The organism is Streptomyces sp. 840.1 (genome assembly GCF_003751445.1).
GTDB lineage: Bacteria > Actinomycetota > Actinomycetes > Streptomycetales > Streptomycetaceae > Streptomyces.
The window spans coordinates 1,245,524-1,261,617 of the sequence record NZ_RJUU01000003.1 but is presented as its reverse complement, the minus strand read 5'-3'; the positions used below and the strand labels follow the sequence as shown (position 1 = coordinate 1,261,617).

Below are 16,094 nucleotides of genomic sequence, written 5' to 3'. Positions count from 1 at the left end.
GATCGCTGGGTGGTCACTTCCTACGACCGGGCTGTGCCGGAATCTGTGACACGGGCCTCAGCATCTGGATGATCTTGCGGTTGAGCCCTTTTGGTGTCACATCGTCACCGACTTGTCGGTCCTGTGTGTGACAGGAACTGTTCGGGCACTCCGCCCGGACCGGTGGAGCGATGGCCCCGACGGCCCCGCCGCACCGGGAGAGCACGCGGGCTCCTCACGACTTCACCGGCATCGGGCGACGGTCTCCCGTTCACCGGCGCCCTGCGCAGGACGGAAAACATGTCCGGACCTGCGCCGGAGGCCGACTCACGCGGCCCACCGGAACACGCGCTCCGCAGCTCACCGGGCTTGACGGAGGTCGGGCGACCCCCAGTGAGGGACGCGCAGCGCTCGCCGGGCCGGACCCCCCTCGTCCCGGTCCCGGTCACCACGTCGGCCCGGACAGTGCGGCGCGCTCAGTGTGATGCAGAGATGAGTGATGAGTGATGGGCAATGAGAGCCAACCGGCAGGGCCGGAGCACAAGCGCACGGGGCAGAAGCTTGCCGACTGGGCGGACGGCCGACCGGGCTCCTCCCGCATGGCCCGTTCTGTGCGGCGTTTCGTCTTTCCGGACCACTGGTCCTTCATGCTCGGGCAGATCGCGATCTACAGCTTCGTCATCCTCATCGTCACGGGTGTCTACCTGAGCCTGTACTTCCACCCCTCCTCTCGCACGGTCATCTACGACGGCAGCTACGTCCCCTTGAGGGGCCTGCCGGTCTCGGAGGCGTTCGACTCCACCCTGCACATCTCCTTCGATGTCCGGGGGGGCCTGCTCATCCGCCAGGCCCACCACTGGACGGCACTGATCTTCGTGGCCGCGGTGTTCGTGCACATGCTGCGCGTCTTCTTCACAGGCGCTTATCGCAAGCCGCGTGAGGTCACCTGGGTCCTCGGGTTCCTACTCCTGATCCTGGCCATGTTCGCCGGCCTCACCGGCTACGACCTGCCCGACGACCTGTTGTCGGGAACCGGGTTGCAAGTGGTCAACGGAACGATCCTGTCGATCCCGGTCGTCGGCACCTATCTGTCGATGTTCCTGTTCGGCGGCGAGTTCCCCGGTGACGATCTGATCGCCCGCTTCAACATCATCCACGTCCTGGTGATCCCCGGTCTCATGGCCGCCCTGATCGTCGCCCATGTCGCTCTGGGCGTCCGCCGCCGGCACACCCAGTTCCCCGGGCCGGGACGCACGAACACCAACGTCGTCGGCCTGCCTCTCACGGTGTATGCCGTCAAGGCCGGCGGATACGCGCTCCTGGTGTCCGGCTGGATCTTCTTCCTCGCCGCCGTTGCCCAGATCAACCCCGTTTGGAGATACGGTCCCTTCCGACCGGACCAGGTCTCCGCCGGGTCCCAGCCCGACTGGTACATGGGCGTGGCCGACGGGCTTCTGCGGGTCATGCCCGGGTGGGAAGTCAACATCTGGGGTCACACCTTCGCCCTGGACAACCTCCTACCGCTGCTGGTCGGGGCCCTGCTCTTCCTCGCCATGGGTGCCTACCCCTTCCTCGAAGCATGGGTCACCGGCGATGACCGCGAAAAGCACGTGCTGGACCGCCCCAGGAACCGTCCCGTGCGCACCGCCCTCGGTGTGGCGTGGCTCAGTGTCTATCTGGTGGCTCTCATCGGCGCCGGCAACGACGTGATCGCCACCCGTTTTCACGTCTCGCTCAACGGTGTCACCTGGGCTGTACGTATCGCCCTGTTCGTCGTGCCGGCAGCGGCGTACCTCGTCACCAAGCGGTGCGCCCTGGGGCTGCAACGCCGCGACCGCGACAAGGTGTTGCACGGTCGTGAGACCGGCGTCATCAGGCGACTGCCGCACGGTGAGTTCATCGAGGTGCATGAGCCGCTCAGCCGCCAGGAACTGCATGTGCTGACCTCTCATGAGCAGTACCGGCCCCTGGAGGCGGCCCCGGGACGGCGGAGCCCCGACGGCACACCCAGCCGGACTCAACGGCTGCGGGCCAGACTCAGCCGAGGCTTCTACGGACAGGACGCACAAATTTCCAAACCCACGGAAAGGGAGCACGAGGAGATCGCCGAGCGGCACTCGTAGTCCCGCCTCTTCTCGGCCCGGCGCGCCACCTCCACTCGGGGTGGCGCGCCGCCTTGTCGCCACCCATGCTGTGTTCGCGCTCCCATAGGCACGGAGCAAGGGCCTTGGCGGAGCGTACGTGGGGCAGAGCCGGCAGGCTGCTCGGCTACAGCGAAAAGCGGCCTGGCGGCGGCTGTATATGCCGCTCGCAGGCCGCCCCCTGAGTGAAGGTCACCCGGGTTCTGACAGCTCCGGCGAAACACCGGTGCTGCCGTTGGCCGGCGTGATCACAGGCCGAGCTCGACCTCGAACTCGCCGGCTTCCAGGATCTGCCTGACCGTCGTCAGGTAGCGGGCGGCGTCGGCGCCGTCCACCAGACGGTGGTCGTAGGAGAGCGTCACGTACGTCATGTCCCGGATGGCGATGCTCTCGCCCAGGTCCGGGTGGTTGATGACGACGGGGCGCTTCACCGTCACGCCGATGCCCAGGATGGCGACCTGGTTCGGCGGGACGATGACCGTGTCGAAGAGCGCGCCGCGCGACCCCGTGTTGGAAATCGTGAAGGTGGCGCCTGACAGGTCGTCCGGGGCGATCTTGTTGGTGCGGACCTTGCCGGCCAGTTCCGCGGTCTTCTTGGAGATGCCCGCGATGCTGAGGTCGCCCGCGCCCTTGATGACCGGGGTCATCAGACCCTTCTCGGAGTCGACGGCGATGGCGACGTTCTCGGAGTCGAAGTAGGTGATCGTGCCCTCGTCGTAGTTCAGGCGGGCGTTGATGACCGGGTGGGCCTTCAGCGCCTGGACGGCGGCCTTGACGAAGAACGGCATCGGCGAGAGCTTGACGCCTTCGCGGGCGGCGAAGCCGTCCTTGGCCTGGGCACGGAGCTTCATCAGCTTCGTGATGTCGACCTCGATGAACGAGGACAGTTGCGCCTGCTCGTGCAGCGCCTTGGTCATGTTGTCCGCGATGGCCTTGCGGATGCGCGGCAGCTTGACCGTCCGGCCGCGGAGGGGAGACACCTCCAGGGCCGGGGACCTCGGCGCGGCGGCCGGGGCGGGCTGCGACAGGACCGGGTCGGGCGCCGGGGCGGTCTGCTGCTGCGGAGCCGGGGCCGAAGGGGTCTGCGGCGCCGGAGCGGCCGGAGTCTGTGAGGCCGGAGCCTCCTGGGCCGGGGCGGCGGGACGCGCGGGCGCGGCGGCCGGAGCGGCACCGGGGGCACCGATGACGGCGAGCTTGGCACCGACCTCGGCGGTCTCGTCCTCGGCGACGGTGATCTCCAGGAGCACACCGGCGACGGGGGAGGGGATCTCGGTGTCGACCTTGTCGGTGGAGACCTCGAGCAGGGGCTCGTCCTCCGCAACTTCCTCGCCGACTTCCTTCAGCCAGCGGGTGACGGTGCCCTCGGTGACGGACTCGCCCAGGGCGGGCAGGGTCACGTCGGTGCCCTCGGTGGAGCGGGAGCCGGCGGTCGCCTCGGGGGTGGGGGCCGGGGCGGGTGCCTCGGTCCCGGTGGACGGCGAGGCCTCGGCGGGCTTGGCCGGCTCGGCGGCCGGGGCCTGCTCCTGGGCCGGGGCGCCGGAACCGTCGTCGATGACGGCCAGCTCGGCGCCGACCTCGACGGTCTCGTCCTCGGCGACCTCGATGGAGGCCAGAACGCCGGCGGCGGGGGAGGGGATCTCGGTGTCGACCTTGTCGGTCGATACCTCGAGCAGCGGCTCGTCGAGCTCGACGCGCTCGCCCTCCGCTTTCAGCCAGCGGGTGACAGTGCCCTCGGTGACGCTCTCACCGAGTGCCGGAAGGGATACCGAAACGGGCATGGGTTCTGTTGCTCCTCAGGTATGCGCGGGGCGAGCGGGTGCCCCTGGGGCTTCTGCGCCGGCCCGCCGTGCCGGCCGGCGCGTGTGGGGCGGTGAGGCGGGTTCAGGCGTGAAGGCCGTAGCGCTCGCGGGCCCGGACGATCGTCTCCGGGGCGACCTGTCCGGAGCGGGCCAGCCGCGTCAGCGCTGCCACGACGATGGACTGGGCGTCCACCCGGAAGTAGCGGCGCACGTCTTCGCGGGTGTCGGACAGGCCGAACCCGTCCGTGCCCAATGAGTAGTAGTCCTGCTCGACCCAGCGACTGATCTGATCGGGGACCTGGCACATCCAGTCGCTGACCGCGAGTACCGGACCGGGCGCACCGGCGAGCGCCGCCGTCACGTACGGGGTGCGTTCCTCGCCCCGCATCCGAGCCGTGTCGGCGTCCATCGCGTCGCGTCGGAGCTCCGTCCAGGACGTCACCGACCAGACGTCGGCGTGCACGCCCCATTGCGAGGCGAGCAGTTCCTGCGCGTCGAGCGCCCAGTGGATGGCCGTGCCCGAGGACAGCAGCTGGATCCGCGGCCCCTCCAGGGCCGGTTCGGCGGCCCGGAACCGGTAGAGGCCCCGGACGATGCCCTCCTCGATCCCGGGGACGGCGGGGATGGCGGGCTGAAGTTTCGGCTCGTTGTACACCGTCAGGTAGTAGAAGACGTTCTCCGGCCGCTCGCCGTACATGCGACGCAGTCCGTCCCGGACGATCACCGCGATCTCGAAGGCGAAGGCCGGGTCGTAGCTGACCACGGCCGGATTGGTGGACGCCAGGAGATGGGAGTGTCCGTCGGCGTGCTGGAGACCCTCGCCGGTCATGGTGGTGCGTCCGGCCGTGCCGCCGACGAGGAAGCCACGCCCCATCTGGTCGGCGAGCGCCCAGAACTGATCGCCGGTGCGCTGGAACCCGAACATGGCGTAGAAGATGTAGAACGGGATCATCGGCTCGCCGTGCGTGGCGTACGAGGTCGCGGCGGCGGCGAACTCGGCCACCGAACCGGCCTCGGTGATGCCCTCGATGAGGAGCTGCCCCGTCTTGCTCTCCTTGTAGTGGAGCAGTTGGCCGGCGTCCACCGGATCGTAGGTCTGCCCCTGCGGTGAGTAGATCCCGGCCGTGGGAAACATCGACTCCATACCGAACGTGCGCGCCTCGTCAGGGATGATGGGCACCCAGCGCGCACCGGTCCGCTTGTCCCGCATCAGGTCCTTCACCAGCCGGACCAGCGCCATGGTGGTGGCGACCTCCTGGTTGCCGAAGCCCTTCTCGAGCGTCTCGAAGGGTTTCGGAGCGGGCTGCGGCAGCGGCCCCGCGGTCACCCGGCGCACCGGTACGGATCCGCCCAGGGCGGCCCGCCGCTCGCGAAGGTACCGCGCCTCCGGCGAGTTGTCGCCGGGGTGCCAGTAGGGCACTTGGCCCCCGGCGAGCGCGCTGTCGGGAATGGGAAGCTCCAACAGGTCGCGCATCTTGCGGAACTGCTCGATCGTCAGCTTCTTCATCTGGTGGTTGGCATTGCGGGCCTCGAAGGCCGAGCCGAGGGTGTGGCCCTTCACCGTCTGGGCGAGAATCACGCTGGGTGCCCCACGGTGCTCCACGGCGGCCCGGTACGCGGCATGCACCTTCAGCGGCTCGTGTCCGCCGCGGGAGTTCTCGAAGAGGTCCACGAGCTGGGCGTCGCTGAGCCCGGCGGAGACACGGGTCAGCGCGTCTCCGGTGAAGAAGTGCTTGCGGAGGTAGGCGGCGTCGCGCGCGGCGTAGGTCTGCATCTGCGCGTCGGGCACCTCGCCGAGGCGGCGTACCAGGGCGCCGGTGGTGTCCTGCCGGAGCAGCGGGTCCCAGGCTTCGCCCCACAGGCACTTCACCACGTTCCATCCCGCACCGCGGAACCGGGCCTCCAGCTCCTGCACGATCTTGGAGTTGGACCGCACCGGCCCGTCGAGGCGCTGCAGGTTGCAGTTGACGACGAAGGTGAGGTTGTCCAGGCCCTCCCGCGCCGCCAGGGCGAGAGCGGCCAGCGACTCGGGTTCGTCGACCTCACCGTCGCCGAGGAAGGCCCATACCCGTGACGCGGAGGTGTCTTTGATACCCCGGGCCTGAAGATAGCGGTTGAACCGGGCCTGGTGGATTGCGCCGAGCGGCCCCAGGCCCATGGAGACGGTCGGGAATTCCCACAGCCACGGCAACCGGCGTGGATGCGGGTACGAGGGCAGCCCGCGGCCGCCGGTCTCCCGGCGGAAGGCGTTCAGGCGCCGTTCGTCCAGCCGGCCTTCGAGGAAGAGGCGGGCGTAGACGCCCGGCGAGGCATGTCCCTGGAGGAAGAGCTGATCGCCGGAGCCGTCGATCTCCTTGCCGCGGAAGAAGTGGTTGAAGCCGATTTCGTAGAGCCAGGCCGCTGACGCGTAGGTGGAGATGTGCCCGCCCAGCCCGAGAGGTGATCCGCGCGTGACCATCGCTGCCGCGTTCCACCTGTTCAGTGCGGTGATCCTCGACTCCATGCCCAGGTCACCGTCGAACGCCGGCTGTGTGGTGGCCGGGATGGTGTTGATGTAGTCGGAGGACAGCAGCTCGGGAAGGGGCATCCCGGAACGCGCCCCGGATTCCCGCATACGCCGTAGCAGGTAGGCCGCGCGCTCAGGTCCGGCGTTCCGGATGACGGCGTCCAGGGATGCCTGCCACTCGGCGGTCTCCTCGGTGTCGCGGTCGGGTAGTTGATCGAGCTCGCTGGTACCGGAGAGCTCGATGGACCGGGCCGGATCGTTACTCATAGCAGCCTCTTGTCGGAACGGGTTGGCGGTGGTCGAGTTCTCGGGCCGCGGACAACGCATGGTGCCGCCGAGGGCTGTCAGCGTCGTTCGAGCCAGTGGGAGAACGTGGTGCGCCCCACGTCGGCGTCCGCCCGTGGCAACAGCGTCCGTCGGTCGAGCACCGCGCTGAAGACCTCGGGCGGCGCGCGGAAACGCGGCCCTCGAAGCGGACGTCACAGGCCCACGTCGCGGAGCGCCTGGTACCTGTAGGACAGGACATGGCGCGCTGTTGTGACACCGCGTCATGTCTCCCCCGGGTGGGAGTACGTGATGTCACAGGTCCGGCCTGCATCCGGTCATGGTGCGTGGACCGTCCTCGCGACCGGGTGGCCGTCGCGGACCTCGCCGTCGTACCCCGGAGCCCACGAAAGGTGCGACACAGTGTCAGAATCCGCACAGCGCCTCCCAGGAGGGAGGCGCGGTCGAGTATGAGTGCTGTCGATACCGTCCACTGCCTGATGACCGTGCTGTTCACGGCTGCCGCGATACACCTTGTGCGCTGGTTCGTTGTCTCCCGCGACGCCGGGTGGCGGGAACGCGTCGATCATCTGCTGCACGCCGTCATGGCTCTGGCCATGGCGGTGATGCCGTGGCATTGGGGCGAGTGGCTGAGTCACCCGGCGCCGATCGTGTTCTTCCTGACGGCAGCCCTGTGGTTCCCGCTCACCGCCGTTCGCCGGCGGCGGGTGTCCCTGATGCGGGCGGTCGCCGGAAGACTGCCCTCTGCGGCAGGGATGTCGGCGATGGCGTGGATGACATGGATGGCGTGGCAGGGGCACGCCGCGGCGCGGGCTTCCCACGAGATCGTCGCCGGTGGCCCGACCTTGGCACATCCGGTCGGCGACCACCGTCATGTCGCGCCGGTGTCCGATCCCGCTCAGGCGGTCACGGCCACCTTGGCGCTGATTCTCCTGGCAAGTGCACTGGCCTGGCTGATCCGCATCATGCCCGACCTGCGGGCCGACGTGGCCTTGCCGCAGGCCTGCGACGACGACGACCTCTACCGACGGTTCTGGCACGGGGCGATGGCACTGGGCACGGCGATCATGCTGTTCATGCCCCATTGACCCGTAAGTGAACCGCACGCGCCTTCTCGTACGTCACGGCGATCGAGCCCGGCTTGCGAGAAGGCGCGTTCGTCGGCGTCGCGGTACATCGCTCACGGCACGACGGTGACGGGCCACAGCCCGGATCGGACCAGTCGCACGGCGAGCGACCCGACGATCCGGTGTCCGACACGCGTCGAGGCACCTACCACGAGAGCGTCCGCCCCGAGCTGGTTGGTCACTCGGACGAGCTGCGCGTACGGGTCGCCGTCCGCGGTGACGAACTCGACTTGCATGCCGACGTGTTCGGCACCGTCGTGCACGTCGTCCCGGACCTGCTCGGCGATCTCCTTCAGCGTGCCGCGCAGCTCGATGTCCGCCATCGGCGCCATGTTCGCGCCGAAGGGCGGGCGGATGACGTGGACGGCAACCATCCGGGCGCCTTGACGGCGTGCGAGACCTGCCGCGTAGGCCGCCGCGCGAAGTGAAGTGGGCGAGCCGTCCACGCCGGTGACGATGGTGCGCGGACCGTCGCCCTTCGGCCGGTGTGCCGGGGGAATGTGCATCACACCATCATCGCTCCTCACGAGCGACAGTGCTGCCGGCAGGCGGGCAGGAGCGATCACATTGTTGTCACATACTCCGTGTCCGCAATGTCAATGCAGGGAGGAAGCCACCTGACGGCGCAGATCACGAGAACTTGTGATGACGCGGCACGGTGTGGCGAAGGCCGGGGCTCGCTGACAGCGTGTCCGCGGGAAAAGGCGCCGGAACGGATGGGTGACGAAGTGAGCAGGAAACACGACGGGACGCCGGTTTTCCGGATCACCGCTGCGCGGCGCGGGCTGGACGAGGATGTCGGTGAGCGGCAGCGGCGCTATGTCATCCTCATGTCGGTTCGCACGGTCGCGGTGATCTTGACCATCGTCCTGTGGAACGTCGAACAGTACGTGGCGTTCGGCGCGTTGGCGCTCGCCATCCTCCTGCCGTACGTCGCTGCCGTCATGGCCAACGCGGGCCGGGAGCGGGCTCCGTCAGGGCCCTCGACCTTGCTGTCCGCGCCGCCCTCCCGCCCGGCGATCGCTCCTCCGCGGCGCGACGGCCCCAAGGATGCCAGGGCCGGAGTGCCGTGAAAGGCGCCACGACTCCTGCACCCGACAGGGACGCCTCGGGCCGTCTCCGACGCCGGGCTACGGGCGGCCCGGTTCGAGTACGGTGTGCGCCCGTGCCAGGAACGACACCACCGCACGGGCGAAATCCTCCGGCTTCTCAAGATGGCCCAAGTGGCCGGCCTCGTCCAGGACGACGAGTCGGGAGTCCGGAATCTCCTCGTGCATCAGATGAGCCCATCGCGGCCCGCAGATGAAGTCCGCCACTCCCACGACGACGAGTGTCGCAGTGGCGAGACCGGACAGCTCGTGCAGAACGTCGAAAGAAGGACCCTCGCCCTGACTGGGGGCGGCGAACATGCGCAGCGTTCGGCGGGCGGGGCCGAACTCGTCCTCTCGTCCCCAGTAGTCGTAGAAGTAGGCCGGGCAGATGGAGTGCAGAATGGAAGTCGCATCCTTGTCGTCGAGTTCGCCGAGCGATGTGGTGAGTTGCGCGCCGTACGAGGACACCTCGGGGTGCTTGTCGACGTGCCTGCGGGCGAACTCCGCCATGCTGGAAGTCGCTTCGGCCCAGAAGCTCTCGCCCGTCCTGGGGGAGCTGTCGTACAGGATCAGTGAGGCCAGCCGTTCCGGGTGGTCGAGCGCGTAGCGTTGAGCGACGAACCCTCCGTGCGAGTGACCGAGCAAGGTGAACGAGGTCAGCGACAGACGCTCCACGACCGTGTGCAGAAAGTGTGTGTAGGTAGCGATGTTGTACTGGCGGGCGTCGGCCAGCCTTCCTGACGTACCGGTACCGATGGGCTCGATGTAGACCATGGTCAGGTCCTTCTCGAGCACGGGCATGCGGATGTACTCCCAGCCGATGCCCGGCCCCCCGGAGTGGACGACGCACACGGGGCCCCTGCCTGCGACGTGAAAACGCTGTTCCACGACAGTGGAACCGAAGGGGACGAGTACCGTGTGGGTGCCGGGTGAAAGACCGGATCCGGGGTCTTCGGCGACGGGGTCGGAGCATGTCGGCTCCGGAGATGTGCTCATAGTGTCAGATGATGCACCATCCGATACGGTTGCTCAACACGGTGTGTGCCGCGCCATCTCGCGGCGCCGGACTGCCCCGACCGGCCGAAGCGGGTGCGTCGCCCCAACCGGATGCGTTGACAACATTGTGACAAGATGTGTGCGGCCTTGTCCGCGAGACGATCTCCTCCTCACGAAGGAACTCACTCATGCCCGCGATTCTGATCCACGGTGTTCCTGACACCCACCACGTATGGGACGGCGTGCGACAGCACTTGACCAGGACCGATGTGGAGGCTTGGGACCTGCCCGGCTTCGGCACGGAACGCCCGGCCGGTTTCGGCTCGGCCAAAGAGGACTACGTCCGTTGGCTCATCCAGCGGCTGGAGACGGTGGGCGAGCCGGTGGACCTGGTCGGTCACGACTGGGGATGCATTCTGACACTGCGTGTCGCCTATTTGCGTCCCGATCTGGTGCGTAGCTGGGCGGGCGGCAACGGACCGATCAACGCCGGATACGTCTGGCATCCGTTGGCCAAGATCTGGCAGGACGAGGCTGAGGGCGATCGCTATATGAGGGAACTCCGGGCGGAACCGTTCGCGGAGGACCTGGCCGCCGGCTTCGATGTGCCGATCGACCGGGCGAGGGAGATGGCCCGACGCGTGGATGGGACCATGAAAGACGCGGTCCTCAGGCTGTACCGGTCGGCGCTCACGATGGGCGCGGAGTGGGAACCGGGACTGTCCGCCGTCTCCGCGCCGTGCCTGGTCTTCTGGGGTGCGCACGACCCCGCGTGCCAGATCGAGTTCGGGCGCAGGCTCGGCGCGTCCCTGCACGCCTCCGCCGTGATCGAGATGGACTGCAACCACTGGCCGCTGCTTCAGCGGCCCGCGGAGGTGGCCGCTGTCCTGGAGGGCCACTGGAACGCGCACGCGGGCGTGTGACGCATGCCGCGGCGCACCCGCCCGGGCGGGCGATCGCCGGGGGCCGGAGCATCGGGCGACGAGTCCGCTCCGGCAGCGGTTGACCGGCGATCACGGTGCCCGTGTCGCCCGACCTCCTACAGGGTGCCGATCATGGCCTTGCTGCGCATCAGGAAATCTGACAGGTAACTGTCGTGCGGCACCCCCGGGGCCATCCAGTAGGTCGGGGTGTCACCGACGTGCACATTGGCGATCGTGGGCTCCGCCAGCAACTCGTCGAGCAACGTGCCGTCGCTGGTCAGAGCGGAAAGGACGAGCGTGTCCCGTAGAGGAGCGATCCCGTCCGCGCGGCTCCAGGGCGCTACCCACACGCAGGGGAAGGGGAGTTCGGTCCGGAGTTGGGCGGCAAGGGGGCTGTCGACCTGATGGACGGCGGGACGCAGGGCGGCGCTTCCGTCACCGAGGTCACCGACGACGCCCTCACTACCGAGCCAGGCACGAGTACCTGCCGCCGCCGACCTCAGGTAGGAGCTGAGGGCGCGCGCCCGGTCCAGTGGGCAGACCGGGAGCACGGCACGGGCGTCCTGGAGCGGCAGGGCGGGCAGCTGGGACAGCCGGTCTGCGACGGCTTCGGCGAGCGGTGCGGGATCGCCCTCGACGAGGACGGCGGTGGCGTTGACGCACGCGGTGCCCCCCTCATCGGCGACGGAACCGATGATCGTGTCGAGGTGTTGGCGCCAGTCCGTGTCTGCGGTGACGAGGATCTTGGTCCGGCCCGGACCTTGGGTCAGCACGCGGGGATCGTGGGCGTGGCGTGCGACCACATCGTCGCCGCCGTAGACCACCGCGCGGTCCGCGCCGCGTATCAGCGCGTCGCCGGTCGCATGGTCCGTGGGGAGGAGCACCAGCTGGTCCTCGCGGACACCGGCCCGGTGCAGTGCCCCGATCAGCCGGTGGGCCGTGAACGGCTCCCGTCGGGAAGGACGCACGGCGACGCGGTAACCCAGGGCCAGTGCCTCCAGCCACTGCCGGTGGACTCCGGGATGGTTGCCGGAGGCGTTGACGGCGAACACGTCGCCTCGACGGGCCCATACGGCGTGCCCGGCCTTCAGTGCCGGATCCCGACGGTCGAGGACCGCCCCGCTCGGCTTGCCTCGGCGGGCGGACGACTGGGCCTGCGCGACGAACCGTGCCGTACCGCGCGTGGTGGAGCGCACCACCGTCAGCGGGATGCCCGAGGTACGACTGACAAGGTGTTCGTACTCGCGTACGCCCAGCCCACCGATGGTGCCGGTCGCGAACTCCTCGCCCGCCGCCCGCAACAGCGCGTCCGCGCCGGCCGCTGCCACGGGCTCGGCTCTGCGCAGCGCCGCGAGAGCCCGGGTCACGTACACCGGTGGTACCAGGCTCAGTCGTGCCACTTCGGCACCGGACACATCCGTCACCGTGCTCGGCACCCGCGACCGGTAGGCGCCGCGGGGGCCGAGAGCGTCCACGTGGACCGGGTCCGTGATGTCGGCAGCCGTCATCAGTACACGCCCTCGATCACGCGTTCGTCCTTCACCGTGGCCACCGGGGCCACGTCCGCCACGGCGTCGCCCGCCTGGCCGTCGGCCGGCCGCACGCGTACGGCCGTGTCACGTTCGGCGTTGTTGGGGATGAGCATGGACTTGCTGACATGGCTGACGATCACCTGGCCCCGCTCACCCACCTCGACCCGTTCACCGGTGCCGGGATCCACCACCGACAGGAACACGTTCGGCGACACGGGATCGAACACGCAGGGCCGGCTCGCACTGAGACCGACACGTTCGATCAGCGCGGTGAGCATCATGGTGTTGCCGTACATGCCGATGAGCGGCACATCGGGAAAGACGTCCGTGGCCAGCAGGTGGCGGGTGTCGGGATCCATGTGCGTGCCACCCCAGATGATCGCCTCGACGGAGCCGTTGATCCGTTCCAGGAGGTCGTCCTCGGCGGCGAACCGCTCCAGCAGCGGGGTGGTCGCGGCAAGTACTCCGATGTCCTGGGTCAGCAGGATCCGTCGGCACTGCTCGACGAGGTGGTCCGTATAGGACTCGGCCTCGTCGCCGCGGCCCGCGGCGATCAGTCTCCTGACCCAGCGGGGGTCCATGTCGATGCTCAGTCCTGGGCTCCCCAGGGCACCCGCCGCTCGCTGCAGGACGTCCCCCACCAGGTGGGGCCCGGTCGGCGCCACAGTCAGCCAGTGGGTGCCGACGGGCAGGCCGTGGTCCCGGAGCCGACGGTCGATCTGCTCGGTGCTGCGCCGCATCCAGTCGTCGAGCTGGACGACTCGCTTGGGCGCCCCGGTCGTGCCGCCGCTGTCGAAGACATTGATGAGGGCGGCACGGTTTCCATAGCCCCGGGGGATCAGCTCGGTCACCGGGACGTCCCGTAGTTCGTCGGTCAGGTCGGGGAAGAGCGACAGGTCCGCCACGGACTTCACGTCCCGCATCGGATCGAAGGCCAGCCTTTCGGCCCGCTCGAGCCAGTAGCGGGAGCCTGTCCGCGGGTCGAAGTGCCAGTGCATGGCCGCTCGCACGAACTCGTCCGGATCGACGCCGTCCGACGGTGCGGCGTCCAACACGGAAGAGGGCTCGTAGGTCATGGGTGGTCCTTTCTTGTCGCGGCCTCGCAGGCGGCGTAAGGGGTGTTCCGCGGCGCAGGGGACCGAAGACGTGTCAGCGGCTGAATACGTCGAAGGCGACGGAGGGTGTGCCGCCGAACGGGGGTTGTGGATGGCTGCCGTGGGGAGGCCGGTGCCGTGCCCGACGTCGATGAGTCCGCGCTGCTCAAGGACTGCTGTGAGCGAGCCGGCGAGGCTGGGGACGATCAGCGCGGCCGCGTCGGTCCGCGCGACCACGACGGTCGGCTCGTCGAGCGCGGTGGAGACCTCGACGATGAGCCGCCTGGCCGTCCTGGGCGCCTGCGGGCGGATCAGTGTGACCAGCCGTCGTCGTCCGGCCTCGCGGATCCGGGCCGGGGAGCCGTACTGGCTGAGCCCGGGAGCCGGGTCGTCTACGTCACCGGGCCGTCGTCGAAGCCAACGGTCATCCCCAGCTCCGCGGTGGTCGCTGGGTCCTATTCCACGAAGTACGAGTCGTGCTTGTCGAAGAACGCCGCGCGCTCCTCCTCGGAGGCGTGCGCCAGTTGCGACACCTGCTCGAAATACTCCTCGCGTGGGGCACCTGGTGTGAAGAGAAGCAGCATGTCGGCCGGTGCGTCCGAGTCGTTGCGGAAGGCGTGCAGCCCGCCTTGAGGGACGTGCAGGAAATCTCCCTTCCGCGCGTCCACCCACTGCACGCCGTCGAAGACCCGCACGGTGCCGTCCAGGATGTAGAACGACTCCGAGATCCGCTTGTGGTAGTGCGTCTTGGGTCCGCCCGCCCTGGGCCGCATCTCCACCCGGTACAACCCGAACTCGCCCCGGGTGGTGTCCGTGGTCGCCAGATAGTGGGTGGCGTCCTTCCCGATACCGGTCGCACCGATGGCCGGCGGTGTGGTGGCGGGCCGGAAGACGGCGCTGACTTCACCGTCCTCGCCCCAGTACTTCTGCTCCGGGTAGGGATATGACATATCTGATTCCTTCCTGCTGTCAGCGCGTGAATGGCGCCACGAGATCCGCTGGACGGCGGTCCCTGTACAAGAAGACCGACGGGCGTCCGCCGATGTGACAGGTGGGCGATCCCGGACGGTTTCTATCCGGCGACGTCGTCATCAACGAAGCGGGAGGTCAGCGGCGGCTCCATGAGCCAGCTGTGTGCCCGCCCGCGCCGAGGAGGCGCCGCGGCCTGCCGCAGGGTCACGAAGGCCACGGCTCCGCCGATGGCCAGCAGGCCCGCGCACAGCGGCATGGCGCGGTTGAAGGACGTAGCGAAGGCCACGCCCGGCCGGTAGCTTCCCGGATCCATCCCGATCAGTAGCGGCAACGCCGCCACGGACAGCAGACCGGCCGCCCGGGCTGCGGCGTTGTTGATGCCACTGGCCAGCCCGGCGTTCGAGGGATGCACCGAGGACAGCAAGGTCACGGTCAGCGGAGCCACCATGACGACCATGCCGGTTCCCATGACCAGCAGAGCGGGGAGAACGTCGTCGAGGTAGGACGAGCCAGGACCCACGCGCACCATCATCAGCATGCCCGTCCCGCACACCAGCGGGCCGACGGTGAGCGGGATCCGCGCCCCCAGACGCTGGGCGAGCATTCCGGAACGGGACGAGAACAACAGCATCAGCACGGTTGTCGGCAACATGGCCGCGCCCGCCGACGACGCCGAGTACCCGACCACGAGCTGCAGCTGAATAGCGGTCAGGAAGAAGAACCCGCCCGTTCCCGCATAGACACACAGTGTGATCAGGTTGATGGCGGTGAACTGCCGGGACTCGAAGATGGACAACGGCATCATCGGAGCGGTGCCGCGTCGCTCCACGCGAAGGAACGCGGCTCCTGCCAGGAGGCCGGTCACAGCCGCCGCGAGAGCCGCCGGTCCGCTGTTCCGCGCTTCGGTCAGTGCGTAAGTGAGCAGGGCGAGTGTCAGGGCGCCCAGGACGGCGCCGGACACGTCGAATCCGTGTCGTCGCGGTCGCATCGCTGGGCTCGTCGCCGCGCTCGTGCCATCCACGTCCTCCGCGGACGAGCCCACCGATTCCGGGACATGGCGCAGCGCGATCGGGACGCACAGCAGTGCCGGGACGACGCTCAGCAGAAAGGTCCAGCGCCAGCCGGGGCCGTCCACCAGCCATCCGCCCAGAAGTGGCCCGAGCGCCGCGCCGACAGCACCGAACCCCGACCACAGGCCGATCGCGCGCGGCCGGTCGTCGGGGTGGAAGGAAGCCTCGATGATCGCCAGCGACCCGGGGGTGAGCAGGGCACCGCCGACTCCCTGCAGTGCTCGGGCAGCGATCAAAGTGATGGCCCCCGGGGCCAGACCGCACAGCAGCGATGCCACGGCGAACCACACGACGCCCAGGACGAAGACGCGGCGCCGCCCGAAACGGTCTCCCAGCGCTCCGCCGAGCAGGATCAGCCCCGCCAGCGTCAGCATGTAGGCGTTGACCGTCCACTGGAGCGTGGCGAGGCCGGCGTCGAAGTCGTCACCGATGTGCGGCAGCGCGACGTTCGTGACGGTCGAGCCGAGCATCACCACGCCGGACCCCACAACGGTGACCAGCAAGGTCCACCGCCCCCGGGCACTGTCGATGCGTAGCGGGGCGGGGCCGTGCGGAGCGGGGGAGTCGTCCATGCGGGGT

At 68.9% G+C, this 16,094-nt stretch carries 12 protein-coding genes; 4 read left to right on the top strand and 8 right to left on the bottom strand.

Annotation, left to right across the window (positions count from 1 at the left end; all coding sequences use genetic code 11):
• The first annotated feature begins 485 nt into the window (after nt 1-485).
• Nucleotides 486-2,102 carry a ubiquinol-cytochrome c reductase cytochrome b subunit gene (locus EDD93_RS37960; RefSeq protein ID WP_123531286.1) on the top strand — a complete coding sequence of 539 codons (1,617 nt, stop codon included), beginning with the start codon at nt 486-488 and terminating at the stop codon, nt 2,100-2,102.
• 266 nt (nt 2,103-2,368) lie between these two features.
• Here the strand turns inward: EDD93_RS37960 and EDD93_RS37955 are convergent, their stop codons facing one another.
• Nucleotides 2,369-3,898, bottom strand: coding sequence for a 2-oxo acid dehydrogenase subunit E2 (locus EDD93_RS37955; protein ID WP_123531284.1), 1,530 nt, complete (start codon nt 3,896-3,898; stop codon nt 2,369-2,371).
• A 103-nt stretch (nt 3,899-4,001) separates the two neighbouring features.
• Nucleotides 4,002-6,692: a pyruvate dehydrogenase (acetyl-transferring), homodimeric type gene (gene aceE, locus EDD93_RS37950; RefSeq protein WP_123531282.1), complete on the bottom strand. Its 2,691-nt coding sequence runs from the start codon at nt 6,690-6,692 to the stop codon at nt 4,002-4,004.
• A gap of 467 nt (nt 6,693-7,159) precedes the next feature.
• On the opposite strand from aceE, the gene EDD93_RS37945 reads away from it, so the two are divergent.
• Nucleotides 7,160-7,798, top strand: a complete 639-nt coding sequence (locus EDD93_RS37945; RefSeq protein WP_123531280.1) for a DUF5134 domain-containing protein — start codon at nt 7,160-7,162, stop codon at nt 7,796-7,798.
• 92 nt (nt 7,799-7,890) lie between these two features.
• Here the strand turns inward: EDD93_RS37945 and EDD93_RS37940 are convergent, their stop codons facing one another.
• The gene (locus EDD93_RS37940) at nt 7,891-8,343 is read right to left on the bottom strand and encodes a universal stress protein (protein ID WP_123531685.1); all 453 of its coding nucleotides are present in this window, start codon (nt 8,341-8,343) and stop codon (nt 7,891-7,893) included.
• Nucleotides 8,344-8,553: 210 nt separating this feature from the next.
• On the opposite strand from EDD93_RS37940, the gene EDD93_RS37935 reads away from it, so the two are divergent.
• Nucleotides 8,554-8,910 carry a DUF3099 domain-containing protein gene (locus EDD93_RS37935; protein ID WP_123531278.1) on the top strand — a complete coding sequence of 119 codons (357 nt, stop codon included), beginning with the start codon at nt 8,554-8,556 and terminating at the stop codon, nt 8,908-8,910.
• A 57-nt stretch (nt 8,911-8,967) separates the two neighbouring features.
• Here the strand turns inward: EDD93_RS37935 and EDD93_RS37930 are convergent, their stop codons facing one another.
• The gene (locus EDD93_RS37930) at nt 8,968-9,924 is read right to left on the bottom strand and encodes an alpha/beta fold hydrolase (protein WP_123531276.1); all 957 of its coding nucleotides are present in this window, start codon (nt 9,922-9,924) and stop codon (nt 8,968-8,970) included.
• A gap of 188 nt (nt 9,925-10,112) precedes the next feature.
• Here EDD93_RS37930 and EDD93_RS37925 point away from each other — a divergent pair, with 188 nt between their 5' ends.
• Nucleotides 10,113-10,847, top strand: a complete 735-nt coding sequence (locus tag EDD93_RS37925; RefSeq protein ID WP_123531274.1) for an alpha/beta fold hydrolase — start codon at nt 10,113-10,115, stop codon at nt 10,845-10,847.
• Nucleotides 10,848-10,963: 116 nt separating this feature from the next.
• On the opposite strand, the gene EDD93_RS37920 is transcribed toward EDD93_RS37925, so the two are convergent.
• From EDD93_RS37920 to EDD93_RS37905, 4 genes are all read right to left on the bottom strand, one after another.
• Nucleotides 10,964-12,355, bottom strand: coding sequence for an aldehyde dehydrogenase family protein (locus EDD93_RS37920; RefSeq protein ID WP_123531271.1), 1,392 nt, complete (start codon nt 12,353-12,355; stop codon nt 10,964-10,966).
• The gene (locus EDD93_RS37915; protein ID WP_123531269.1) at nt 12,355-13,455 is read right to left on the bottom strand and encodes a phenazine antibiotic biosynthesis protein; all 1,101 of its coding nucleotides are present in this window, start codon (nt 13,453-13,455) and stop codon (nt 12,355-12,357) included. Before EDD93_RS37915 ends, EDD93_RS37920 begins: the two co-directional genes overlap by 1 nt.
• A gap of 473 nt (nt 13,456-13,928) precedes the next feature.
• On the bottom strand, nt 13,929-14,423 hold the full coding sequence (locus EDD93_RS37910) for a cupin domain-containing protein (protein WP_123531268.1): 495 nt from the start codon (nt 14,421-14,423) through the stop codon (nt 13,929-13,931).
• A gap of 122 nt (nt 14,424-14,545) precedes the next feature.
• A complete protein-coding gene (locus EDD93_RS37905; RefSeq protein WP_123531266.1) occupies nt 14,546-16,087 on the bottom strand; it encodes an MFS transporter in 1,542 nt (513 codons plus the stop codon).
• Nucleotides 16,088-16,094 lie beyond the last annotated feature (7 nt).

Coding starts and splice junctions, on each gene's coding strand:
- EDD93_RS37935 (WP_123531278.1), top strand. CDS start 8,554: ATGGGTGACGAAGTGAGCAGGAAACACGACGGGACGCCGGTTTTCCGG.
- EDD93_RS37905 (WP_123531266.1), bottom strand. CDS start 16,087: ATGGACGACTCCCCCGCTCCGCACGGCCCCGCCCCGCTACGCATCGAC.
- EDD93_RS37930 (WP_123531276.1), bottom strand. CDS start 9,924: ATGAGCACATCTCCGGAGCCGACATGCTCCGACCCCGTCGCCGAAGAC.
- EDD93_RS37960 (WP_123531286.1), top strand. CDS start 486: ATGGGCAATGAGAGCCAACCGGCAGGGCCGGAGCACAAGCGCACGGGG.
- EDD93_RS37910 (WP_123531268.1), bottom strand. CDS start 14,423: ATGTCATATCCCTACCCGGAGCAGAAGTACTGGGGCGAGGACGGTGAA.
- EDD93_RS37925 (WP_123531274.1), top strand. CDS start 10,113: ATGCCCGCGATTCTGATCCACGGTGTTCCTGACACCCACCACGTATGG.
- EDD93_RS37920 (WP_123531271.1), bottom strand. CDS start 12,355: ATGACGGCTGCCGACATCACGGACCCGGTCCACGTGGACGCTCTCGGC.
- aceE (WP_123531282.1), bottom strand. CDS start 6,692: ATGAGTAACGATCCGGCCCGGTCCATCGAGCTCTCCGGTACCAGCGAG.
- EDD93_RS37955 (WP_123531284.1), bottom strand. CDS start 3,898: ATGCCCGTTTCGGTATCCCTTCCGGCACTCGGTGAGAGCGTCACCGAG.
- EDD93_RS37915 (WP_123531269.1), bottom strand. CDS start 13,455: ATGACCTACGAGCCCTCTTCCGTGTTGGACGCCGCACCGTCGGACGGC.
- EDD93_RS37945 (WP_123531280.1), top strand. CDS start 7,160: ATGAGTGCTGTCGATACCGTCCACTGCCTGATGACCGTGCTGTTCACG.
- EDD93_RS37940 (WP_123531685.1), bottom strand. CDS start 8,343: ATGCACATTCCCCCGGCACACCGGCCGAAGGGCGACGGTCCGCGCACC.